Genomic DNA, 23,284 nt, shown 5'->3' with positions numbered 1-23,284 from the left:
CGACGGATCGCGCGCGTCGGTCCCCCGTCAGCCGACGACCTCCCACGTGACGAGTCGCGCGTCACGGGTGGTCACCTCGTGCACGGGCCCCGCGACCGCGACGACCGCCCGCGGCGTCGCGGTCCCGGGCAGGACCCGCACCGCGGTCGCCCGCTCGTTGACGATGACCCCACCGGTGGCGGCGTCGGCGTCCGCAGCCGAGGCGGACGCCGAGGCGTGCGACCCGACCCAGACCTCCACGTCGCCCGGCTCGACGATCCGGACCATGCGCCGGTCGCTGAACGCGAGTCGGGTGGTGGGCACGGAGAAGGCGAGCCGGACGGTCTCCCCCGCGTCGAGCTCGACGCGGGCGTAGCCGAGCAGCTGCACGACGGGCCGGGTGACCGAGCCATGCACGTCGCGCCCGAACAGCTGCACGACGTGACCGCCGGCGACCGCGCTGGTGTTCGTGACGGTCACGCTCGCCGTGAAGGACCCTCCGGCCTGCACCGAGTCGTCGACGACCAGGTCGGAGTACGCGAAGGACGCGTAGGACAGGCCGAAGCCGAACGGTCGGACCGGCGTGGAGTCGGTCGCGGTGACGTCCGACGGACCGCCGAGCACGGGATGCAGGTACGAGTACGGCTGCGCTCCCGCGGACCTCGGCAACGAGACCGGCAGGCGACCGGAGGGGTTCACCTGCCCGGTGACGACGTCGGCGATCGCGAGCCCGCCGCCCTCGCCCGGGAAGAACGCCTGCAGCACCGCGCCCGGTCGGGGCTGGTCCCCGTCGAGCGCCCAGCTGATCGCGTAGGGCCGACCGGTCAGGAGCACCAGGACGACCGGTGTGCCGGTGGCGACCACGGCCTCCACGAGTTCGCGCTGCACGCCGGGCAGGTCGAGCGACTCGGAGTCGTTGCCCTCCCCGACCGTGCCACGGCCGAACAGGCCGGCCTGGTCGCCGACGACCACGACCGCGAGGTCGGCACCCGTGGCGGCCTCGACCGCGGCCGCGAAGTCCGAGGAGTCGGTCCCCTCGACCGTGCAGCCCTCGGCGTACCGGATGTCCGCACCGGTGAACGCGTCCCGGAGCGCCTCCGCCACGGTCGGGATGGAGAACCCGAGCGGCAGCCCGGGGTGGGCGGCCAGGACGTGGTTCGCGAACGAGTAGCAGCCCTGCAGGGCCTCGGCGCGGTCGGCGTTCGGGCCGATGACCGCCACGGAGCCGGGTGTCTGCCGGACCGGCAGCACGCCGTCGTTGCCGAGCAGCACGACGGACTCCTCGGCGAGACGCCGGGCGAGGGCCTGGTGCCGCGGCGAGTCGAGGTCGACCCCGGTGGGCGGCTCGTCCTCGTACACGTCCGGGTCGAGCAGGCCGAGCGCCTCCTTCTGGGCGAGGGCACGGAGGACGGCACGGTCGACGAACGCCTCGTCGAACGCGCCCGAGCGCACCCGCTCGACCAGCGGTGCGAGGTACGCGTCCCCGGTGGGCAGTTCGACGTCGATGCCGGCCTCGAGGGCGAGCGCGGCCGCCTCCCCACGGTCGGCGGCGACGGCGTGCATGACCTCGAGGAACGCGACCGCGAAGTAGTCCGCGACGACCGTGCCGTCGAAGCCGAGCTGCTCGCGGAGCACCCCGGTCAGGTACTCGGGGCTCGCCGCCATCGGGACCCCGTCCGTCTCGGTGTACGAGTTCATGACCGAGCGGGCGTCGCCGTCGAGCAGCGCCATCTCGAACGGCGGCAGGAACACGTCGCGGATCTCGCGCGGCCCGGCGGACACCGGTCCGTGGTTCCGTCCCCCGCGGGAGGACGAGTAGCCGAGGAAGTGCTTCAGCGTGGCGTGCACACCGGCGTCCTGCAGCCCGCGCACGTAGGCGGTGCCGACGGTGCCGACGAGGTACGGGTCCTCGGCGATGCACTCGTCGACGCGGCCCCAGCGGGGGTCGCGGATGACGTCGAGCACCGGGGCGAGGCCCTGGTGGATGCCGAGCTCCCGCATCGAGTCGCCGATCGCGCGGCCGACCTGCTCGACGAGCTGCGGGTCGAACGACGCTCCCCATGCGAGCGGGGTCGGGAAGGTCGCGGCCTTCCACGCGGCGAGCCCGGTCAGGCACTCCTCGTGCACGAGCGCGGGGATGCCGAGTCGGGTCTCCCGCTTCAGGCGTCGCTGCTCCTGCCAGAGCCAGGCCGCTCGCTCCTCGGCGTCGACCGGACGGGTGCCGTAGACGCGGGTGTAGTGCCCGATGCCGTCGCGGGTGACCTCCGGCAGGGTCGCCTGGGCGTCCTGCGCGGCCGCCATCTCGCCCTGCATCGGTGCGACGACGCCGTTCTGGTCGAGCCAGTAGCCGACGATCTGCGCCGCCTTCTCCTCCAGCGTCATCCGGGCGAGCAGGTCGCGGACGCGGTCGCTCACCTCGGGGACGGCCGGGAGGCCCGGGGTCGCGTCCGCCAGGTCGGTCCGGGCAGCGCCGACGGCGCGGTCCCCGGCTGCGTGACGGGGCTGGTTCGTGATCGTCATCCCTTGACCGCCCCGGTGAGCCCGCCGACGATGCGGCGCTGGAAGATCGTGAAGAACACGAGGGCGGGGATCATCGACATCGACGTGAACGCGAGCACCTTGGCGGTGTCGACGGAGTACTGCGACGAGAACGCCTGTACGCCGAGCGGCAGGGTGTAGCTGCCCTCGTTGTTGAGGATGAACAGCGGCAGGATGTAGCTGTTCCAGCTGGCGATGAAGGCCAGGATGCCGACCGTGACGACGCCCGGCAGGGACAGCGGCACGATCATCCGGAAGAAGAACCCGAGGCGGCTCGCCCCGTCGATCGACGCGGCCTCCTCGAGCTCGTCGGGGATGGCCCGGAGGAACGGCACCAGGATGATGACCGTCGTCGGCAGGGCGAAGGCGATCTGCGGCAGGATCACGCCGGCCAGGCTGTTCGTGAGACCGAGGTCCTTGATGAGCAGGTACAGCGGCGTGATCGCGACGGTGATCGGGAACATCAGGCCGGCGGCGAACAGTGCGTAGAGCGCGCCGCGGCCGGCGAACCGGTAGCGGGCGAGTACGTAGCTCACCATGAGGCCGAGCACGACGACACCGGCGGTGGTGGCGACGGCGCTGATCGTCGAGTTGCCGAGCTCACGCCAGAAGATCGAGCTGCTCAGCACCGAGCCGTAGTTGCCGAGTTCGAACGGCGCCGGCAGACCCGCCGGGCTCGTGGTGATCTGCGAGTTCGTCCGGAACCCGCCCAGCACGATGTACAGCACCGGGGCGAGGTTGGCGGCGACGAACAGGATCGCCACGACGTAGGTGAGCGGGTTGGCGCGACCGATGGCAGCACTCGACCGTCGGTCCCGGGTCGCCCGGCGCCCGGGGGCGACGATGCTCGTGGTGGCCATCACTTCTTCCTCTCGGTGATCGCGCCCGCGGTGTCCCGGCGGAGCACGAAGTGCTGGTAGATCAGCGCGACGGCCAGGGAGATGACGAACATCACGACGGCGACGGCACTGCCGAAGCCGTAGTTCCCGGAGTTCCGCCCGTTGCCGACCATGTACGTGGCCATCGTCGAGGTGCCGGCGGTCGAGGCGATGTACTGCCCCCAGATGATGTAGACGAGGTCGAACAGCTGGAGCGAGCCGATGATGGACAGGAACGCCCAGATGCGGATCGTCGGGCCGAGCAGCGGCAACGTGATGCGGCGCTGGATCTGCCAGTAGCCGGCACCGTCGATCGCGGCCGCCTCGAACAGCTCCTCGGGGATGCTCTGCAGACCGGCGAGGAACAGGATCACCGCGAAGCCGATGTACTTCCACGAGATGATCACGAGCAGCGTCCAGATGGCGATGTCCGGGTTGGACAGCCAGTCCGCCCGCAGGCCGCCGAGTCCGATCGTCTGCAGCATGTCGTTGACGGCGCCGTTGGACTGCAGGAGCAGGCTCCACCCGGTGCCGACGATGACCTCGGAGATGACGTACGGCACGAAGACGAGCACACGGACGAGTCCGCGGCCGTGCATCTTCTGGTTGAGCAGCAGGGCGAGCACGATGGCGATCGGCCCCTGCAGCACCAGGGAGAGCACGACTATGAAGCCGTTGTGCATGAGGACCGAGTGGAAGGCCTGGTCCTGGAAGATGATGAGGTAGTTCTGCAGGCCGACGAAGTCGGTGGGCGGGCCGTAGCCCTGCCACTTGAAGAACCCGTAGTACGCCGCCATGGCGACGGGCAGGATGACGAACGTCACGAAGACGATCACGGCGGGACCGGCGAGGACGGCGATCTCCGCGCGCTGCCGCCAGTCCGCGAGCCGCTTGGCGGGCCGACGCCCGGCGGGGCGCGGTGCGCTGGACGCACCGCTCCCCGCCGGCGTGGACCCCGCGGCGCCGTCCGACCCGGTGGCCGGGGTCGTGCCGAGCGAGGTGTCGAGGGTCATGGTCAGCCCTTGGCCGCAGCCTGGTTGGTGGTGGTGACGATGTCCTTCGCGGTCCCCTTGCCGGCGAGGACGTCCACGACGCTGGTGTTCAGCGCGTTGCCGACGTTCTGGCCGTACAGGGTGTCGAGGTACTGCGAGACGAACGGGGCTTCCTTGTAGGCGGCCAGGGCCGACTTCAGGTACGGCTCCGACACGACGGACTGTGCGTCCTGGTTGACGGGGATCGCCTGGAAGGCCTTGTAGTAGCCCTCCTGGTTGTCCTTCTGCACGATGAAGTTGAGGAAGTCGGTGCACGCCTTCTTCGGGGCCTGCGCGGTGCAGGAGTAGCCGTCGACGCCACCCATCATCGACTTCGGGTCTCCCTTGCCACCGTCGACCGCGGGGAACGGGAACCAGCCGAGGTCGGGCAGCGGCTTGGCGTCCGGGGTGAGCGAGGAGATCACGCCCGGGTCCCACGCGCCCATGAGCTCCATGGCCGCCTTGTGGTTGGCGAGGAGACCGGCGGAGCTGCCGGCACCCTGCTGGGCGGCGGTCGTCAGGAAGCCCTTGTTGAACGGCTTCGTGTCGTTGAAGTCCTCGAGCTGCTTGCCGGCTTCGGTCCAGCACTTGTCGTCGAACTCGAGCGACTCAGCAGCACCGGTCAGGGTCTTCTCGCTGCAGGCACGGAGGGCGAAGTTGTAGTACCAGTGCGCGGCCGGCCAGGCGTCCTTCGCACCGACGGCGACCGGGTCGACGCCCGATTCCTTGAGCTTGGCGATGTCCTCGTTCAGCTCGTCCATCGTGGTGGGGGTGCCCTCGATGCCTGCCTCGTCGAAGAGGTCCTGGCTGTACCAGATGCCCTCGGGGAGCACGGCGACGGGCATCGCGTACGTGCCGTCCTTCGCGTCGTAGCCCGAGAACGTCCCGGCGCTGATCGACTTCTTCGCGTCGGCGCTGATCGAGTCCTTGATGTCGAGCAGCTGCCCGGCGTTGATCATCGCGTTGAGCTTGCCGCCGCCGCGCTGCAGGAACACGTCGGGGCCGTCGCCGGAGTTGAGCGCGGTCTGGAGCTTGCCGTCCAGGTCCTCGTTCTGGATCGCCTGGATGTTGACCGTCACGTTCGGGTTCTTCGCCTCGAACGCCTTGACGGTGTCCTCCCAGTACGCCTTGCCGGGGCCGGTGGTCGAGTTGTGCCAGAAGGTCATCGTGACCTTGCCGTCGCCCTCGTCGGCGGCGCCGCCGCTCGAGCACCCGGTGGCGAGCAGTGCGGTGCCGGCTGCGATGGCGATGGCCGCCGCGAACCTGTTCTTCCTCGTCATTGTGGAATCCCTCGGTAGTCGTCGTTGACATGCGACCGCGAGGCCGCAGACAGAGCATGCACGGCGCTCCGACCGGCTGTCAATCGATTTCGATAACGATTTCTGTCCGGTGCGCGGCCCAGAACGATGATGTCGCGCTCCACGTCGTGGTCTCGGCCGTGGCGTGCTGTCCGGGGCCGCAGGACGAGTACGGTGTCGTCGTGGATGCCATCGCCCGTCCTGCTCCCCCGCCGGGGCGGACCACCATCAGCGATGTCGCGCGCGCTGCCGGCGTCTCGGTGCCGACCGTCTCGAAGGTGATCAACGGACGCGACGGAGTCGCCGCCGCCACGTCGCAGCGCGTGCTCGCCGTGATCGAGTCGCTCGGTTACGAGAGCTCCCTCGTCGCACGGAGTCTCCGGCGCAGCCGTACCGACGTCATCGGCATCCTCGTCACCGAGTTCGAGCCGTTCTCCACCGAGCTCCTCAAGGGCATCTCGTCGGCGGCCGACGGCACCGGCTACGAACTGCTCGCCTACGCCGGACTCGTCAGCGGGGAGGCCCGGCCCGGGTGGGAGCGCCGGTCGCTCTCCCGACTCGCCGGCACCCTGATCGACGGCGCGATCGTCGTCACGCCGACCACGCTCATGGCGAGCACGCCGATCCCGGTCGTCTCGATCGACCCGCACACCGGTCCCGAGGGCCACGCCGCCATCGACTCCGACAACGTCGGCGGGGCGCGAGCAGCCACCGAACACCTCATCGGCCTCGGCCACCGACGCATCGCCCACATCCGGGGCCGCGCGGACCTGGCGTCGGCCGAACTCCGCGAGATCGGGTACCGGCAGTCGCTCGAGGCAGCGGGCATCCCGTTCGACCCCGACCTGGTGTGCGTCGGCGACTACCAGACGAGCGTGAGCGCCGAGGTCGCCCGCGAGTTGCTCGCCCGCCCGGACCGCCCGACCGCCGTGTTCGCCGCGAACGACAGCTCGGCGATCGGGGTGCTGCAGGTCGCCGGCGAACTCGGACTCCGCGTTCCGCAAGACCTGTCCGTGGTCGGCTTCGACGACGTGCCACAGGCGGCGAACGCCACTCCCCCGCTGACGACCGTGGCGCAGCCGCTGCACGACCTCGGCGCCGAGGCCCTCCGCATGCTCCTCGAGCTCCTCGGCGGGCGGGACGTCCCCGCGCACGTGCAGCTGCCGGCGTCGCTCGTGGTGCGCGCGAGCACCGCGCCACCGCCTGCCGGTTCCTGACGCGGGCGGCGCGAGGCGCCGCCCGGAGCCTCCAGTCCGGCGGACGAGACACCGGCGTCTGCGCAGCACGCCGCCCCGCTCGCGAGACGCCGCCACATCCGGCGGCGTCGCAGCCACACGGCGGCGCCACCGGCAGACGGGGGCGTCCCGCACCCCCGCACAGCCTGCCGGACGGGAGGCGCGCCTCCAGTCCGCCACCCGAGACACCGGCGTCTCCGCACCACGCCGCCCCACTCCCGAGACGCCGCCACATCCGGCGGCGTCGCAGCCGCACGGCGGCGCCACCGGCAGACGGGGGCGTCCCGCACCCCCGCACAGCCCGCCGGACGGGAGGCGCGGCGCCGGCCCGCCACCCGAGACGCCGCCACATCCGGCGGCGCCGCAGCCACACGGCGGCGCCACCGGCAGACGGGGGCGTCCCGCACCCCCGCACAGCCCGCCGGACGGGAGGCGCGGCGCCGGCCCGCCCCGCGCCTCCAGTACGCCACCCAAGACGCCGGCGTCTCCGCACCACGCCGCCCCACTCCCGAGACGCCGCCACATCCGGCGGCGTCGCAGCCACACGGCGGCGCCGCCGGCAGACGGGGGCGTCGGTCGAACGCGAGCCGGCACCCCCTCGCCACCGGCGGCGCGACCTGATAAGTTCCCGCTCACAACAAATACGGGAGGCCGTCGATGGCGACGCACCAGGACACAGCACACCGGACCGGCGAAGCGGTCGTCAGCGTCACCGACGCGGACGGCGCACCGGTCCCCGGCGCCGAGGTCGTGGTCGAGCAGCAGCGGCACGCGTTCGGCTTCGGCAACATCGGCTTCGACTTCGTCGGGCTGGCGGACGGCGAGCCGGACGTGGGGACGCCCGAGCTCGCGGACCTGTGGCTCGACGTCTTCAACACCGCGACGCTCCCGTTCTACTGGGGCCGGTTCGAGCCGGAGCGCGGACGGCCGGACACCGAGCGACTCCAGCGCACCGCCGCGTGGTTCCGGGACCGGGGCGTCGCGACGAAGGGGCATCCCCTCGTCTGGCACACCGTGCAACCGGACTGGCTGCTCGGTCTCGGGGACGACGAGGTCGAGCGACTGCAGCGTGAGCGGATCCGCCGCGAGGTCGGTGACTTCACCGGTCTCGTCGACACGTGGGACGCGATCAACGAGGTCGTGATCATGCCGCACTTCGCGAACGGCGACAACGCGATCACCCCGCTCGCGCTCGCTCGTGGCCGCCTCGCGATGATCCGGATGGCCGTCGAGGAAGCCCGGGCGACGAACCCGGCCGTGACGCTGCTGCTGAACGACTTCGACCTGTCGGACGCGTACGAGTGCCTGATCGAGGGCGTCCTCCGAGCCGGCATCCGCATCGACGCGATCGGGCTGCAGACCCACATGCACCAGGGCTACTGGGGTGAGGACTCCATGCTCGCGATGGTCGACCGGTTCGCCCGGTACGGCCTCCCGCTGCACCTGACCGAGACGTCACTCGTGTCCGGCGAGCTCATGCCCGCGCACATCGTCGACCTCAACGACCACGTGGTCGACTCGTGGCCGTCGACGCCCGAGGGCGAGGCACGGCAGGCCGACGAGCTCGAACGGCACTACCGCAGCCTGGTCGGACACCCGGCGGTCGAGGCGATCACGTACTGGGGCATCACCGACGAGGGCGCCTGGCTGGGCGCACCGATCGGCCTCGTCCGGGCTGACGGCTCGCCGAAGCCGTCCTACGATGCCCTCCGTCGCCTGGTGAAGGACGAGTGGTGGACAGGACCGACCACCCTCCGGACCGACGACGCGGGGCGGGCGTCGTTCCGGGGGTTCCGCGGCGAGTACGCCGTCCGGGTCGGCGCCGAGGAGGCGACCGTCACCCTGGGCCCCGACGGCCCGACCGCGGTGCGGATCGGCGTCGCCGGCTGACGCGGCGCGCTACGGTGCTGTCATGCGAGCGACCGTGCGGGACGTGGCCGCCCTCGCCGGGGTGTCGCCGAAGACGGTGTCGAACGTCGTCAACGGCGGTGTCGTGGTGCGCCCCGAGACGCGGGCCCGGGTGGAGGCCGCCGTCGCGGAGCTGGCCTACGTGCCGAACCTCTCCGCCCGTGGCCTGCGCAACGGCCGGACCGGCGCGATCGCCCTGACGCTGCCGGAACTCGCGAGCGCGTACTCGGCGGACCTCGCGCGGTGGTTCGTCGAACTCGCGCACGACCGGGGGCTCGTCGTGCAGCTCGAGCAGACCGCCGACGACCCGGAGCGCGAACGGGAACTGGTGTCCCGCGCGCGGGCGCACCTGGTGGACGGTCTCGTCCTCAACCCGGTGTCGCTCAGCGCGAGCACCCTCGCGAGCACCGAGGGGTTGCCGCCGACGGTCGTCATCGGTGAGGTCGAGCCCGAGCACGTCGACCAGGTGCACGTCGACAGCCGGGCGGCCGCGCGGGAGGTCACCGCGATGCTCCTGGACCGTGGGCACCGGCGCATCGCCGTCGTCGGCGCCGCGCGGCGGGACGGGGTCACCGCGACGGCACGGCTGCGGCAGCTCGGTCACGACGACGCCGTCGGCAGCGCGGGCCTGCACGTCGACCCTGCGCTCCGCGTGCCGCTGCCCGAGTGGACGACCCCGGCGGCCGCCACCGCCTTCGCCGGGTGGCTCGACCGGAACGCCCTGCCCGACGCCGTGTTCGCGTTCACGGACTCGATCGCGTTCGGCGTGCTGCACGTCCTGGCGGCACGGGGTGTCCGGGTGCCGGAGCAGGTGAGCGTCGTCGGGTTCGACGACGTCGACCAGGCGGCGTTCGCGATCCCCGCGCTGACGACGGTCTCGTTCGACCGCCGGGCGTTCGCGGGAGCGGCTCTCGACCTGCTGGAACGACGGATCGCCGACCGTGAGGCACCGGTCCGGACGGTCGTCGTGCCGCACCGGATCGTCGAGCGCGCGAGCGTCGCCAGCCGCTGAACTGCGGCGTCAGCAGGTCGCCCTGCTCAGTCGCCGTCCGCCGCCTGCAGCACCGCGACGGCCGTCCGGCGGTCGGCGAGGATCCGGAAGTGCCCGCCGAGGTCGAGCCGCACGTTCTGCGCGCCCGCCAACTCGCACCCCCCGGGGATGAGCGTGTCGTACACCCCGTACACCGAGGTGATGCGGCTGTTCGCGTCCAGCTCCCGCGCCAGCCCGGCGAGCACCGGGTCCGCCGCCCGGAAGACCCGGAGGTGCCGCACGGGCGCGAGCACCGCGTACTTCGAGCCGGCGAACGGCGTCGACACCGCGACCATGCGGTCGATCCGCCCGTGCGGATCGAGTCGGGTCATGGCGTACTTGCCGATCAGTCCGCCCTTGCTGTGCGCGACGACGAGGACGTGCTGCAGGTCGTGCTCGTCGAGGTACGCCATGACCGCCTCCGCCGACACCGGGACGGGTCGGACGTTGTGGCGCAGGTCGGTGAGCACGTGCACGGGATGACCGCGGTCGTGCAGGACGTCCATCAGGGGGCGCATGAAGTGCCAGGTCTCGTACACGCCCGGGATGACGACGACGGCCTGCCGGTCACCGGTCCGGTAGTCGTCCGCGGTGGTCGGCCCGAGGCTCCGGACCTGCCACACCCCGGCGTAGAGCCAGTCGAGCAGTGCCCACCGGACGCGTCGGAGGAGGCCGACCCGGACGGGAGGCCCGCCCGCCGTCACGTCGATCGGCGCACCCGGGTGCGGGGCCGGGCCGGTCACAGCGCGACTCCGTCGCGCGCCGACTCGAGCGTCTGGACCCGACGGAACTCGTCCACCAGTCGGGCGACGGCGACCGGCTGGTGTTCCTGCACGTGGTGCGGTCCGGGCAGTTCGACGAGTGCACCGCGCGCGGCGGTCGCCGCGAGCCGCACGGCCCAGTCGTGCTTCGCGACCGGGTCCTGCGCACCGCGGATGACGAGCACCGGGACGGTCAGGGCCCGGACGCCGTCGGTCATCCGGAAGTTGCGCATCGGCCGGAGTTCGCGGAGGTACTGGGGCATGCTCCGGAGGTAGTCCGAGAGGACGATCGCGTTCATCCGGGCACCCTCGAGCAGGACATCCACGCCGAGTCCGGCGGCGAGCCGGACGAGGGAGCGGCGGCGGTCGTCGACGACCGGACCGACGAGGACGACGGAACTGACGACGTCGGGGTGACGGAGGGCGGCCTCGACGGCGATCTGCGTGCCCATCGACTGTCCCAGGACGACGACGTCCTCCGCTCCACGGGCGGTGACCGCGCGCACGACGAGGTCGGCGTACTCGAGCTCCTCGAACCGACGGCGGCCGGACGGCAACCCGCCGAACCCGGGCAGGTCGACCGACACGGTCCGGTGCGTCCGGGACAGCGCCGTCTGCACCCGGTGGAAGGACCGGTGCGACATCCCGATGCCGTGCACGAGCACGACCGTGGGGGCGAACGAGTCCCGCACCCGACCGGCCGGCGCCATGGTCCGCAGCCGGACGGGGTGTCCGTCGACCTGGACGGTCTCCACCAGTGCACGCATCCCCCGACCCTATGCCGACCGGACCGCAGCGCCTGGGAACCATTCCCCCGCCGGGCTCCAGGCGCTACCCTCGCCCACATGCGGAAGGTCACTGCGGGACTGTTCACCTCGGTCGACGGCGTCGTGCAGGACCCGTACGAGTTCCAGTACGACAGCTTCGACGACGAGCTCGGTGCCGCGATGACCGCGTGGATGGCGGCCACCGACACGGTGCTGCTCGGTCGGAACAGCTACCTGGAGTGGTCCGAGTGGTGGCCAGCGCACGCCGACGACCCCTTCGGCCAGTGGATCAACCCGATCGAGAAGCACGTCGCGTCGACCACCCTCGGCGACGACCTGGCGTGGGAGAACAGCACCCGGATCCCCGGCGACGTGCCGGCGTTCGTCCGCGAGCTGCAGCGACGGGACGGAGCCGACATCGCCGTGTGCGGCAGCGTCACCCTCGTCCGGAGTCTGCTCTTCGCCGGGGTGCTCGACGAGCTGCAGCTGATGGTGCACCCGGCGATCGCCGGACACGGTCGGAAGCTGTTCGAGCCGACGGACCCGCCGACGCGGCTCCGCCTGGTCACGAACGCCGTGACGAGCAAGGGGAACGTGCTGAGCACCTACGGGCGGTTCGACGCCTGACGGCGGTGATCCGCGCCTCCCGGCTCTCGTCCGGAGCGTGGACAGCGGGTCTGCGTGATCGGCGTACCCTTCTGGGTGGCCCAGACCGCACGACCCCCGGAGCTCACCATGCCGCAGGACACCCGCCCGCACGTCGTCGTCGTCGGCGGCGGATTCGCCGGGATCGCCGCGATGCGCGAGCTCAAGGACGCACCGGTCCGGGTGACCCTCGTCGACCGGCACGTCTACAACATGTTCCAGCCCCTCATGTACCAGGTGGCGACCGGCGGGCTGAACGCCGGTGACGTGACGTACTTCCTCCGCAGCCTCCGCGCACGCCAGGCGAACGCGGACTTCCGGCACGGGCTGCTCACCGGCATCCGACACGACGAGCGCATCGCCGAGATGTCCGACGGCGAGCACCTGCACTACGACTACCTGATCCTGGCCAACGGCGTGAACACGAGCTACTTCGGGACGCCCGGCGCGTACGAGTACGCGTACTCGATGTACTCCCGCTCCCAGGCCCTGCGCATCCGCGACGAGCTCTTCACCCGCCTGGAGCAGGCCGCGGCGAAGCAGGGGCCGGACGAGATCCGCGTCGTCATCGTCGGCGGCGGTGCCACCGGCGTGGAGATGGCGGGCGCGCTCGCGGAGCTCCGCGACCAGGCGCTCGTCGGCGCCTACCCGGAGATCGAGCGCGGCAACATCTCGATCACGCTCGTGCACCGCAGCGGCGAGCTCCTCAAGCCGTTCGCCCCGCGCCTCCGCCGGTACGCGGCCAAGATCCTCCGCAAGCGCGGTGTGGTGCTGCGGCTCAACGCCGGTGTCGAGGAGGTCCTGCCCGACGGCGTCCGCCTGGCCGGCGGCGAGGTCATCCCGGCGTCGCAGGTCATCTGGGCGACTGGTGTCGCGGCGCACAAGGAGGTCGGCAACTGGGGCCTGCCGCAGACCCACGGCGGTCGCATCCAGGTGAACGACGACCTCAGCGTGAAGGGGGTCGAGCGGATCTTCTCGGCGGGGGACATCGCCGCGCAGGACGATGCCCTCGCCCAGCTCGCCCAGCCGGCGCTGCAGGGCGGCAAGCACGTCGCCGAGCAGATCAAGCGACTCGTCGCCGGCAAGCCGACCGAGCGTTTCAAGTACTTCGACAAGGGCACGATGGCGACGATCGGCACGAACGCCGCCGTCGCCCAGCTCCGCGGCGGCATCACGATGGTCGGGCCGGTGGCTTGGGCCGCGTGGGTGTTCGTGCACATCACGAGCCTGCTCGGCAACGGCAACCGCATGTCGACGCTGACCCACTTCTTCGTCCGCTACGTCTGGTTCATGCGGAAGCGCTCGATCCCGATCGTCGGCGACGTCCGCCCGGTGCGCCCGAACGGCGACCGCGAGCCGGAGCACTGGCAGCTGCAGAAGGCGGAGTAGCGCCCCGCGCGACCACGGACCGTACGGGAGGTCCGTCACCAGCGGGTGACGGACCTCCCGTCCGCCGTCGGCCCGGTCCGTGCGGTCAGGGAACCGCGCGCTCAGCTCCGTGCGGCCGTGTAGGCGCCGGCCGCGATGTCCTCGAGCAGGGTCGGCCCGGTCGGCTGCCAACCGAGGAGATCCCGAGTGGCCGTCGACGTCGCGGCCATCTCCATGGCGTAGAACGATCCGACGAAGCCGAAGTGGTCGACCGCGTCGGCCGGCTCGATCGTCGTCACCGGCACGCCCAGGGCGTCACCGATCGCTCGCGCGATGTCCCGGGTCGGCACGGCGTCCTCCGCGGTGACGTGCATCCGAGTGCCCGCCGGTGCGCCCTCGAGGCCGAGCCGGACCAGGCGCGCGGCGTCCGTGCGGTGGACCGCAGCCCAGCCGTTCGACCCCTCGCCGATGATCGCGGCGGCCCCGTGCCGACGGGCGGCCTCGGTGATGAGCGAGACGAAGCCGGAGTCGCCGGAGCCGTGGACGGTCGGGGCGAAGCGCGCGATCACGGTCCGGACGCCCTGGTCGACGAAGTCGAGCGCACGGTTCTCACCACCGCCGCGCATGGAGTGCGGACCGACGGCCGGGTTCGGGTCCGCCTCGGTCGCGGCCCGGTCGCCGGCCAGTCGGGCCACGCCGGACGCGACCACCAACGGTCGCCCGCTGCCCACGAGCGCTTCGCCGAGGGTCTCGACGGCGGCGCGCTCGGCAGCGTCGCTGACTTCGGGGTGCGCGAAGTCGTGCTTGTTGGCGAGGTGGACGACGCCGTCGGCGGCATCGGCCCCACGGCGGAGTGCCTCGAGGTCGTCGAGGTCGCCGCGGAGGACCTCGGCGCCCTTCGCCTGGACGGCCGCGGCTGAGGTGTCGGACCTGGCGAGCCCGGTGACGCGGTGGCCGGCGGTGAGGAGCTCGTCGACGGTGGCGGAGCCGATCCAGCCGGAGGCTCCGGTGACGAACACGTGCATGATGGTGCCCTTCTCGTTGATGTCAGTTACTGACATCGAGACGGTACACCCGATGTCAGGCTCTGTCATCATGACTGGTCCGTCGGTACACTCGGAGGATGGCGAGATGGCAACCGGGCACGCGGGAGCGCCTCCAGTCGACGGCTCTGGAACTGTTCCTCGACCGGGGCTTCGAGGCCACGACGGTCGCCGACATCGCCCGTGCCGCTGACGTCACGGAGCGGACCTTCTTCCGGCACTTCGCCGACAAGCGCGAAGTCCTGTTCGCGAGCCAGGACGCCTTCATCGGGCTGTTCGTCGGACCCGTCGAGGACGCCCCGGCCGACATCCCGCCGATCGAGCTCATCGCACGGGCGCTCGACGGTGCCGGCTCGTTCTTCCCCGAGGACCGCCGCGAGTGGTCCCGCCGCCGGCAGACCGTGATCGACGCCGAACCCGCTCTCGGCGAGCGTGAACTCGCGAAGCTCTCCGGTCTCGGACGCAGGCTCGCCGAGGTCCTCCGCGGGCGGGGCGTCCCCGAGCCGGCCGCGACCCTGCTGGCGCAATCCGGCGTGACGGTGTTCCACCTGGCCTTCGCGCAGTGGATCGCCCCGGGCGAGACCCGCACCCTGCCGGAACTCGCGACCGAGCGGCTCGACGCGCTGGCCGCGTCGATGGTTCGACAGCACGCCTGACGGGCCGGAGCCGGTTCATGGACAGCGGGAGCACACTGGGACGATGACCCGGATAGCGCCCCCGACGGACACCGTGCCCGTCGTCGCGCCGTCCGTACCCGCCGCAGCCGCGCCCGTGGCTGCCCCGCCGCCAGCTCCGGCCCCGCCGCCGGGTCGCGCCCTCGCGCTGGACGGCCTCCGGACCGTCGCGATCGTCATGGTGGTCCTGTACCACCTGCACGTCCCGCAGTTCGAGGGCGGGTGGATCGGCGTGACCGTCTTCTTCGTGCTCTCCGGACACCTCATCACCACGCTGCTCCTCCGCGAGCGGCAGCGGACCGGCACCATCCGCCTCGGGTCGTTCTGGTGGAAACGCCTGCTCCGGCTCTACCCGGCGCTCGTCGCCCTCGTCGTGGCCGGGCTGCTGCTCTGGAACTGGGTCGGCGACTACAAGGGCGCGTCGCTCTCGGCAGGGTCAGCGGCCTTCATCGCCCTGACCTACACCGGGAACCTCTACCGCTCGTTCTGGGACACCACGCAGGGGGTCTTCGCGCACACGTGGAGCCTGTCGATGGAGGAGCAGTTCTACCTGGTCTGGCCACCGGTGCTGCTGCTCCTGCTGTCGCTCGGACGTCGTCGGCGGACACTCGTCCTCGGCCTGTCCACCGTCGTCGTGGCGGCGTCGGCAGCGTCGTGGCTCAGCTACCGGACCCCCTCAGGCAGCTCCACCCCGGACGTGTACTTCTCCCCCGTACTCGGCGTCGTGCCGCTCGCGACCGGGTGCGTGCTCGCGCTGCTGCTCGACGACGAGCGGTGCCGGTCGTTCGCCTCCGGCCTCGCCGGACACGTGGGCACCTGGGCGGGCGCCGCGGCGGTGGTCGGCGTGCAGTTCTGGATCGGTGACGACTGGACCGACCACGCCTGGACCTTCGGCCTGCTCATGCCTGCCACCGGACTGGCGGCGGCGGTCCTCATCGGCGGGCTGGTCTCGGTGCGGACGCCGGTGTCCGTGGCCCTGTCCTGGTCCCCGGTCGCCTGGTTCGGACGCCGGGTGTCGTACTCCGCCTACCTCTGGCACCCGCTCGTGATCGCCCTGCTCGGCACGTTCGCGATCGGCTGGTTCGGGAACGTCTGGCTCTTCACCGCCGCCGTCATCGTGTCCATCGGGGCGGCGTACGCGGTCGAGGTCCCGGTCGAGAAGCTCCGCGCGCGTGCCCGGGAGGCCCGTCGCCTGGTCGCCGAGGACCACGCCGCCCGCAGCGCCGCGAGCTGACGCGGACCCGACAGCGGGGCCGGTCGGTCAGCGGCGACGGTCGGTCAGCGGCGTCGGTCGGTCAGCGGCGTCGGCTGGCCTGGCGTCGCGCGTGGTTGTGGTCGATCGCCCGTCGCACGAGCGCCTGCAGTGCCGGGACGTCGACGTCGTCCCCCTCGGAGTACTTGATCGCGCGACGCTGGTTGCCACCGAGTTCGTCGTTGAACAGGCCGTCCGGGTCCTCGAGGGCCGCGCCGTACATGAAGCCGAGCTTCACGGCCGTCCTGAAGACGTTGCCGACGACGAGGATGCCGTCGAGTTCCCACACCGGAGCGCCCCGCCACTTCCAGGTCTCCTCGATCGCCGGGTCCACGGCCAGGACCGCCGCACGGGCGTCGGCCAGGACCGCTCCGCGCCAGTCCGCGTGCGCCGCGATCATCGCATCGAGGTGCTGTGCCGGCGTCGGCTCCACTGCCGGTGTCTCGTCGGTTGCTGCCATGCGCACACGCTAGTGGTCGGCACCCCTCCGACGCCCGCCTGGTCGTGCGTGCCGGTGCAACGACGGACGGGAGGCCCGGTGCCAGCTGGCACCGAGCCTCCCGGTCGTGCAGAACGCGACTCAGCGGCGGGTGGTGCCGTCCTCGTCGAGCTCGATCTCCTCGTGCGCGACGTCCTCGGAGACCTGCTGCTGCTCGGTGACGGTCTCGGTGCCGAGGCGGACGCGCTCGACCGGGACGGTCTCCTTGTCGACCACGACGCGCTCCTCGCTGAGGGTCACCTCGTGCTCCTCGTCGGACAGGGCCGGGCCGTCGGTCGCCGCGCCGACGTTGCCGTCGGTGATCGGCTCGGTCTCGAGGCGGACCTCTTCGTGCTGCACCGGCACGGTGACGGACTGCTGTTCCGTGACGACGTGCTTGCGGAGGCGGGCACGGCCGGTCTGGACCTTCTGGGTGCCGACGTCCAGGCGCTCCTCGGACCGCGTCATCGCGTCGTCCGTGTTCGCCCCGGACGTGTCGTGGCCGGCGCTGCGGTCGACGCCGGTGACGTCACCGGTCGTGCCGGAGCCGGAGGCCGTGCCTGTGGTGAGGTCCGGGTCGGTGCCGGTCGTGCCGGTCGTCGACTCGGTGCCGAAGCCGGCCGAGGTGTCGGTGCCGGTGGTGGTGCTGCTGCTGCTGCCGAGGCCGTAGTGGTCGAAGATGCGGTCCTGCTCGTCGTCGCTGAGGTCGCCGTCGGCGTCGATGCGCGGTGCGTCCTTGATGCGGTCCTTGTCGTACGCGACGCGGAGTTCGTCACCGGTCAGGTCGGCGCCCTCGAGGGGGACGAACGACTCCGAGGTGCCGAAGAGGCCGGTGGAGACGCTGGCGAACAGCGGGTGGCCGTCGGTGTTGTCGACGTAGACCTGCTTGACGGTGCCGACCTTCTGGCCGTCCGGGTCGATGACCTTGGCGTCGAAGACGCTGTTGATGTTGTTCGTGTCGATCATGGTCGTTCCCTTCGTCGTGCGGTGGTGGTGTGTCAGGTGGGTTCGTGGGGGCAGAGCGCCCGGGGCGGTGCCTCGGCTCAGCGGCCGAGACCGACGCGGTCGACCTTGCGGTGGTACCGCATGCCCGTCAGGCCGCCGAGGACGGCGCCGACCAGGCTGATGACGGCGACGACGATCACGGTGACGATGCCGGTCACGGTGAGCGTGCCCTCGTCGACGGGGATCCGCGGGAAGCTGTTGAGGTTCCCGAGGACGTTGAACTGGCTCCCGGCGACGGCGGTGACGATCGCCACGACGATCGCGATGACGACCGCCCAGATCCAGACGGCGATGCCCTGCTTGGCACCGGAGAACCGGGCCATGCGGCCGGCGACGTAGCCGCCGGCGTAGTAGGCGACGAACAGGATCACGGCGAGTGCGATGGCGCCGACGATGCCGACGACGTCGCCGTTCTGCGTCACGTCCTGGGCTGCGTCGTCGACGTCGCCGCCGTTCTGGCCGAGGCCGACGCCTGCGCCGACGGCGGTGAGGAGTGCCGTCAGGATGACCGCGGTGCCGGTGGCGGTGAGCCAGCCGAAGAACGCCGAGCCCCACTTGAAGCCGGCGAACTCCTCCTTCTCGCGTTCGAGGACGGTCTCGCGCTGGGTGGCGCCGCGCTCGGCGCGACCGACGGTGCCTGCGACGGGACCGTCGGCCCGGGTGCCGCCCGCTCCGTCGTGCCGTGTGTCGTCGGGGGCACCGACCGCGTGGGCGGCGTTGCCGTCGTGGCGCGTGTCGTCACGACCCGTGCCGTCGTGCGCGCCGGTGCCGCGGACGGGCCGGGTGTCGTCGTCGGGTGTGCTCATGGGTGCCTCCTGGCGGTGGTGCTCGTGCTGGTGGTCGATCCGCACGGAACGGAACTCGGGTGCGCCCGTGAGGGCTGGCAGATCCGGCACCTGGTGCGGTTCGCGGACAGTCGGGAACCGGTCGGTCAGGAGCCCGCGGACTCCTCGACCGTCACGTGCCGGACGCTCCGCGTGGCGGCCGCTGCCACGGTGGCGAGGACGATGAGCGCGGCGCATCCGAGCAGGGTCGGCACCGTTCCCACGGTGTGCGCGAGCGGTCCGACGAGCGCTTCGCCGACGGGCACCGCGACGACCGAACCGACCGCGTCGTACGAGTACACGCGGGCGAGGACGTCGCGCGGCACGTTCGTCTGCAAGGACTGGTCCCAGGCGATGGAGAACACCTCGATCGCGACGCCGGCGGCGGCGAAGGCGACGACCAGCGCGACGACCGACGGGGTCAGCGCGAGGGCGAGCACCGGCACGGCGGCGGCGACCATCAGTGCGACCCCGATGCCGAGTGCGTGCCGCGGTCGCCAGCGGAGCGCGATGCCCGCGCCGACCGCGAGCCCCACGGAGAGCGCGGCGACGACGACGCCCCACGCAGCTCGGCCGAACGACGCGTCCGCCACCACGGGACCGAGCACGGCCGTCGCGCCGACGAACGCGGCGTTGAGCACCGCGAACTGCACCACGACGATCCACACCCACCGGCGGCTGGCGAACTCGCGCCACCCCTCCTGCAGGTCGGACATGATGGACCGCGACGTCCCGCTGTCCGCGTCGGCCGCTGCCGCGCCGGTCCGGGGCAGTCGCATCCGGGCGAACAGCAGGCCGGCGACGGCGAAGCCGGCCGCGTCGACCGCGAGTCCCCATCCCGGCCCGACGAGGGCGACCAGGCTGGCACCCGCCGAGGCGCCGAGGATGCTCCCGCCGTTGAGGCCGAGCCGGAGCATTGCGTTGGCGGGGCGGAGCATCGGTGCGGGCACAGTGTCCGGCACGAGTGCCGCCGCGGCGGGGAGGCTGACCGCCGCGACGGCTCCGTTCAGGACGCTGAGGACGACGAGGGTCGGGATGCTCGCCGACCCCGTGAGGACGAGCGCAGCCACCACGCCCTGCGTGACGGCGGCAGCGCCGGACGTCCCGACGAGGACGACGTCGCGGGGCAGGCGGTCCGCGACCACGCCGCCGAACAGCAGGACCGCGACGTTCGCCACCGACCGTGCGGCCACGACCAGCCCGAGGTCGGCCGCCGACCCGGTCAGGTCGAGCACGGCGAACGCGAGCGCGATGGGTGCGACGGCGTTGCCGAGGATGCTCGTCGTCCGGGCCGCGAGGAGCCACCGGAAGGGCGCGGAGCGGAGTGGACCGAGCCGGTCGACCGTGGTGCTCACCGTCGTCGCACCGGGAACAGCGCCGCCGTCATCGACACCGGCTGGGTGCCGGGTGTCCGCGGCGGGCGTGCGGCGGCGTGCAGGAGGGCGGCGGTCTGCCCGACGTGGTGCACCACGCGGCGCCACGTCTCCGGGTCGACCCAGAGTTCGGCGTCGGCGGACATGCCGGGGCCGTCGACCTGGTCGAGGGCTCGCCGCCGGAGCTCGACCGCGATCAACCCGAGGTAGGCGACGCGCTCCTCCGCCGTGCCCGGGTCGAGCGGGTGGACGTCGTGGACGTCGAACGGCACCGACGACGCCTCGTGCCGGTAGCGCTTGGCGTCACCGCCCCGGAGGCGGACGACCTCGACGACCCGGACGAGTCCGGCACGCTCGAGGACGCGCAGGTGGTAGCTCGCCGTCGCCTGCGAGAGGCCGAGTTCCCGGCCCGCTTCGGCGGCGCTCATCGCCACGCCGGTGAGGAGCGAGAGCAGTCGCAGGCGGACGGGGTGGGCGGTGGCGCGGAGCTCGTCGATGGTGGACACGGCGTCACGGTGACACTCGCGAGGCGGGACCGTCAAAGAGCTCTTTGGGGGTCGCGGTGGCGTTCCCGACAACCGGTGGTCCGGTCATGCGTAGGCTCGGCGCGTGACCACGGACACCACGGACGTCCTCGTCGTCGGCGGTGGACCGGTCGGCCTCTTCCTCGGCGCGCTCCTGGCCGCCCGGGGCACGACGGTGCAGGTCTGGGAGCGCCGGACCACCGACCCGGTCGGCTCGCGGGCGATCGGGATCCACCCGCCGTCGCTCGACGCGTTCGCGGAGGTCGGACTGGCCGACGCGGTGCTCGCGGAGGCGGTGCTCGTCCGGACCGGTGTCGCCCGGAGCCGCGGTCGGGTCCTCGGCACGCTGTCGTTCGCCGGCGCGTCCGACACGCACCCGTACGTGGCGACGCTCGACCAGCACCGGACCGAGGTGCTGCTCCGCGACCGGCTCGAGGACGGCGCTCCCGGAGCGCTCCGGACCGGCACCGCACTCGTCGGGCTCACCCGGCACCGCGACCACGTCGACGCGACCGGCACCGACCGCGACGGCCGACCGGTCGGCATCCGCCCGTCCTTCGTCGTCGGCGCGGACGGCGCCCGGAGCCTGGTCCGCGACCTGCTCGGCATCGGGACGACCGGCCGGGACTACCCGGACCGCTACGTGATGGGCGACTTCGCCGATCCCGAGGACGCGGACGCCCGCTCGGCCGCCCTCGTCGACGTCGGCGCGGCGGGCGTGGTCGAGTCGTTCCCGCTCCCCGACGGCCGCCGCCGGTACGTCGCGCTCCTCCGGGACGACGACGCCCTGGCGGACCCGGGCGCCACCACGACCGCAGCCGACGCGCCGGAGGCGGACCGGGCCTCCCGGCTGGCGGCGATCGTGCGGGACCGCACGGGTGTCGCGCCGGACCCCGCCACCTGCTCGATGCTCAGCGCCTTCCGCGTGCGTCGCCGCACCGCGGACCGCGTCGGCGCCGGCCGGGTGGTCCTGGTCGGCGACGCGGCCCACGAGATCAGCCCGATCGGCGGGCAGGGCATGAACCTCGGGTGGCTGGACGCGGCCGACCTCGCCCCGGTCCTCGCCGAGGCCGTCCGCACCGGAGCGGCCGGGCCGTGGCCGGCGTACGCGCGTCGGCGGCAGGCCGCCGCACGACGGGCCGGACGGCAGGCGGAGGCCAACATGGCCCTCGGGCGCGCGGTCCCCGGCGTGGTCGGCGTCGGCCGGGAGGTGCTGCTCCGGTCCGTCCTGGCGCTCCCGACCGCGCGTGCCCTGGCCCGGCTGTACGCGATGGCCTGGGCGTAGTCGACCTCCCGTCCGTCCGGCCTCCCGTCCGTTCGACCACACGTCCATCCGGGGGCCGGGGAGATGGGCCGGCGAGACGGGCCTGCGAGACGGGCCCGTCCGAGCGGGACGCCACCGAGTGGTCGGGACGCCGCGGGAGGTGGCGTCGTCTCGGAGCCACCGAGGCGTCCCGAGCAGACGCCGCCGTCAGCCGGTGACCGCGTGCGGGTAGGCGGCCGCGCGGCCCTGGAAGGCGAGGATCGCCTCGTTGCGGACCTGCCCGTGCTCGATCTCGATCGCCCGACGGATCGTGTCCGACTCCGCCCACGCCGACGGACCCGACATCACCGTCCGGAGGAACGGCATCAGCGCCTCGCTGATCTCCCACGTCGACGAGTTCCAGAGCAGTGACGGGCTGTGGTCGACGGCGTAGTAGTTCGTCGACCCGCCGACGGTGACCATGGGCTCGGCGAACGACGTCGGCCGTGCCCAGCTGAAGCCCATCCCCTCGTCGATCGAGACGTCGACGACCAGGCTGCCCGGGCGGAAGGCCTCGAGGTCCTCCGTGCGGAGGTAGGTCAGGGGCGCGTTCGGGTCCTGGAGCGTGCAGTTCACGACGATGTCGTTCCGCGCCAGGTACGGCGCAAGCGGGACCGAGCCGTCCCGGGTCCGGACCGTGCTCCCCGTCGGTGCGTCCTCGTCGTGCTCGATCTGCAGGATGTCGACGGACGGGATCGGCGACCCGACGGCGGCGATGTCGCGGTTCGTGAGGACGCGGACGTCGTGGATGCCATGGGCGTTGAGGGCGGTGACGGCCCCACGGGCGGTGGCGCCGAAACCGATGACGACGGCGGTGAGCCGACGCCCGTAGTCCCCGGTGGAGCCGCAGAGCTGCAGCGCGTGGATCACCGAGCAGTACCCGGCGAGCTCGTTGTTCTTGTGGAAGACGTGCAGGCCGAAGCCGCCGTCGGCCCGCCAGTGGTTCATCGCCTCCCAGGCGATCAGGGTCAGGCGCTTCTCGATCGCGAGCTGCGTCAGCGCCTGGTCCTGCACGCAGTGCGGCCACCCCCAGAGGACCTGGCCGTCCCGCAGGTCGGCGAGGTCCGATGCCTGGGGCTTCGGCAGGAGCACGACGTCGGCGGTGGCGACCACCTCCGCACGCGTGGCCATCCCTCCGACGAGGGGTTCGAGCTGCTCGTCCGGGACGCCGAAGCGGTCGCCGTACCCGCGCTCGAGGACCATCCTGGCGCGGAGGTCGGGGTCGATGCGTTCGACGTGCGCGGGGTGGATCGGCAGGCGACGTTCGTCGGCCTTCCGGGAGACAGCCAGCACCCCGAGCCGGAGCAGGTGGGGTGTCGGCGTGGTTTCGGTCATGGTGCACTGTACGGCCAGCACGGTCGAGGGCCCCG

At 72.3% G+C, this 23,284-nt stretch carries 21 protein-coding genes; 8 read left to right on the top strand and 13 right to left on the bottom strand.

The features are described from left to right. Positions 1-27 precede the first annotated feature (27 nt). Genes DEI91_RS10305 through DEI91_RS10290 form a run of 4 tightly spaced genes read right to left on the bottom strand, consistent with a single transcriptional unit; the run spans position 28 to position 5,706 of the window. Entirely contained in the window at positions 28-2,499 is a 2,472-nt protein-coding gene (locus tag DEI91_RS10305; RefSeq protein ID WP_111052209.1) for a glycoside hydrolase family 3 N-terminal domain-containing protein, read from the bottom strand. Further along, complete coding sequence (locus DEI91_RS10300; RefSeq protein WP_111052208.1) at positions 2,496-3,377, bottom strand: carbohydrate ABC transporter permease; 882 nt, start codon at positions 3,375-3,377, stop codon at positions 2,496-2,498. Before DEI91_RS10300 ends, DEI91_RS10305 begins: the two co-directional genes overlap by 4 nt. Next, a complete protein-coding gene (locus tag DEI91_RS10295; RefSeq protein ID WP_111052207.1) occupies positions 3,377-4,408 on the bottom strand; it encodes a carbohydrate ABC transporter permease in 1,032 nt (343 codons plus the stop codon). The genes DEI91_RS10300 and DEI91_RS10295 overlap by 1 nt, the downstream gene beginning before the upstream one ends. 2 nt (positions 4,409-4,410) lie before the next feature. After that, positions 4,411-5,706: an ABC transporter substrate-binding protein gene (locus DEI91_RS10290; protein ID WP_111052206.1), complete on the bottom strand. Its 1,296-nt coding sequence runs from the start codon at positions 5,704-5,706 to the stop codon at positions 4,411-4,413. 200 nt (positions 5,707-5,906) lie between these two features. Here DEI91_RS10290 and DEI91_RS10285 point away from each other — a divergent pair, with 200 nt between their 5' ends. The 3 genes from DEI91_RS10285 to DEI91_RS10275 all read left to right on the top strand — a co-directional run bounded on the left by DEI91_RS10285 (position 5,907) and on the right by DEI91_RS10275 (position 9,879). Next, positions 5,907-6,941, top strand: a complete 1,035-nt coding sequence (locus DEI91_RS10285) for a LacI family DNA-binding transcriptional regulator (RefSeq protein WP_258374384.1) — start codon at positions 5,907-5,909, stop codon at positions 6,939-6,941. Between the two features lie 675 nt (positions 6,942-7,616). Continuing rightward, positions 7,617-8,849, top strand: a complete 1,233-nt coding sequence (locus DEI91_RS10280) for an endo-1,4-beta-xylanase (RefSeq protein ID WP_111052204.1) — start codon at positions 7,617-7,619, stop codon at positions 8,847-8,849. A 22-nt stretch (positions 8,850-8,871) separates the two neighbouring features. Further along, a complete protein-coding gene (locus DEI91_RS10275) occupies positions 8,872-9,879 on the top strand; it encodes a LacI family DNA-binding transcriptional regulator (RefSeq protein ID WP_111052203.1) in 1,008 nt (335 codons plus the stop codon). Between the two features lie 26 nt (positions 9,880-9,905). On the opposite strand, the gene DEI91_RS10270 is transcribed toward DEI91_RS10275, so the two are convergent. Together DEI91_RS10270 and DEI91_RS10265 are read right to left on the bottom strand one after the other, a co-directional pair. After that, positions 9,906-10,640, bottom strand: a complete 735-nt coding sequence (locus DEI91_RS10270) for a triacylglycerol lipase (protein ID WP_258374383.1) — start codon at positions 10,638-10,640, stop codon at positions 9,906-9,908. After that, the gene (locus DEI91_RS10265) at positions 10,637-11,425 is read right to left on the bottom strand and encodes an alpha/beta fold hydrolase (RefSeq protein WP_111052202.1); all 789 of its coding nucleotides are present in this window, start codon (positions 11,423-11,425) and stop codon (positions 10,637-10,639) included. The genes DEI91_RS10270 and DEI91_RS10265 overlap by 4 nt, the downstream gene beginning before the upstream one ends. Positions 11,426-11,503: 78 nt before the next feature. Here DEI91_RS10265 and DEI91_RS10260 point away from each other — a divergent pair, with 78 nt between their 5' ends. Together DEI91_RS10260 and DEI91_RS10255 are read left to right on the top strand one after the other, a co-directional pair. After that, on the top strand, positions 11,504-12,052 hold the full coding sequence (locus tag DEI91_RS10260; RefSeq protein ID WP_111052201.1) for a dihydrofolate reductase family protein: 549 nt from the start codon (positions 11,504-11,506) through the stop codon (positions 12,050-12,052). Positions 12,053-12,127: 75 nt separating this feature from the next. Continuing rightward, on the top strand, positions 12,128-13,459 hold the full coding sequence (locus DEI91_RS10255) for an NAD(P)/FAD-dependent oxidoreductase (protein WP_258368264.1): 1,332 nt from the start codon (positions 12,128-12,130) through the stop codon (positions 13,457-13,459). A 101-nt stretch (positions 13,460-13,560) separates the two neighbouring features. On the opposite strand, the gene DEI91_RS10250 is transcribed toward DEI91_RS10255, so the two are convergent. Next, positions 13,561-14,499 carry an SDR family oxidoreductase gene (locus DEI91_RS10250; protein ID WP_258374382.1) on the bottom strand — a complete coding sequence of 313 codons (939 nt, stop codon included), beginning with the start codon at positions 14,497-14,499 and terminating at the stop codon, positions 13,561-13,563. A 62-nt stretch (positions 14,500-14,561) separates the two neighbouring features. On the opposite strand from DEI91_RS10250, the gene DEI91_RS10245 reads away from it, so the two are divergent. Together DEI91_RS10245 and DEI91_RS10240 are read left to right on the top strand one after the other, a co-directional pair. Further along, positions 14,562-15,137 (top strand): TetR family transcriptional regulator, encoded by a 576-nt coding sequence (locus tag DEI91_RS10245; RefSeq protein WP_110910974.1) that lies wholly within the window; start codon positions 14,562-14,564, stop codon positions 15,135-15,137. A gap of 43 nt (positions 15,138-15,180) precedes the next feature. After that, positions 15,181-16,389 (top strand): acyltransferase, encoded by a 1,209-nt coding sequence (locus DEI91_RS10240; RefSeq protein ID WP_146244268.1) that lies wholly within the window; start codon positions 15,181-15,183, stop codon positions 16,387-16,389. A gap of 61 nt (positions 16,390-16,450) precedes the next feature. Here the strand turns inward: DEI91_RS10240 and DEI91_RS10235 are convergent, their stop codons facing one another. From DEI91_RS10235 to DEI91_RS10215, 5 genes are all read right to left on the bottom strand, one after another. Beyond that, positions 16,451-16,867 (bottom strand): DUF1801 domain-containing protein, encoded by a 417-nt coding sequence (locus tag DEI91_RS10235; protein ID WP_111052198.1) that lies wholly within the window; start codon positions 16,865-16,867, stop codon positions 16,451-16,453. A gap of 120 nt (positions 16,868-16,987) precedes the next feature. Further along, positions 16,988-17,851: a DUF2382 domain-containing protein gene (locus tag DEI91_RS10230; RefSeq protein ID WP_111052197.1), complete on the bottom strand. Its 864-nt coding sequence runs from the start codon at positions 17,849-17,851 to the stop codon at positions 16,988-16,990. 77 nt (positions 17,852-17,928) lie between these two features. Then, a complete protein-coding gene (locus DEI91_RS10225) occupies positions 17,929-18,696 on the bottom strand; it encodes a hypothetical protein (RefSeq protein WP_181439561.1) in 768 nt (255 codons plus the stop codon). Positions 18,697-18,821: 125 nt separating this feature from the next. Continuing rightward, on the bottom strand, positions 18,822-20,069 hold the full coding sequence (locus DEI91_RS10220; protein WP_111052196.1) for an MFS transporter: 1,248 nt from the start codon (positions 20,067-20,069) through the stop codon (positions 18,822-18,824). Then, the gene (locus DEI91_RS10215; protein ID WP_111052195.1) at positions 20,066-20,593 is read right to left on the bottom strand and encodes a helix-turn-helix domain-containing protein; all 528 of its coding nucleotides are present in this window, start codon (positions 20,591-20,593) and stop codon (positions 20,066-20,068) included. The genes DEI91_RS10220 and DEI91_RS10215 overlap by 4 nt, the downstream gene beginning before the upstream one ends. 103 nt (positions 20,594-20,696) lie before the next feature. On the opposite strand from DEI91_RS10215, the gene DEI91_RS10210 reads away from it, so the two are divergent. Continuing rightward, positions 20,697-21,896, top strand: a complete 1,200-nt coding sequence (locus DEI91_RS10210) for an NAD(P)/FAD-dependent oxidoreductase (protein WP_111052194.1) — start codon at positions 20,697-20,699, stop codon at positions 21,894-21,896. 186 nt (positions 21,897-22,082) lie between these two features. Here DEI91_RS10210 and DEI91_RS10205 read toward each other — a convergent pair whose 3' ends face one another. Beyond that, positions 22,083-23,249 (bottom strand): N(5)-(carboxyethyl)ornithine synthase, encoded by a 1,167-nt coding sequence (locus DEI91_RS10205; RefSeq protein ID WP_111052287.1) that lies wholly within the window; start codon positions 23,247-23,249, stop codon positions 22,083-22,085. Between the last annotated feature and the right edge of the window lie 35 nt (positions 23,250-23,284).

The organism is Curtobacterium sp. MCBD17_032 (genome assembly GCF_003234855.1).
Classification (GTDB): Bacteria; Actinomycetota; Actinomycetes; order Actinomycetales; family Microbacteriaceae; genus Curtobacterium.
The sequence above is the reverse complement of the archived record's forward strand: the minus strand, read 5'-3'. Positions and strand labels throughout refer to the sequence as shown.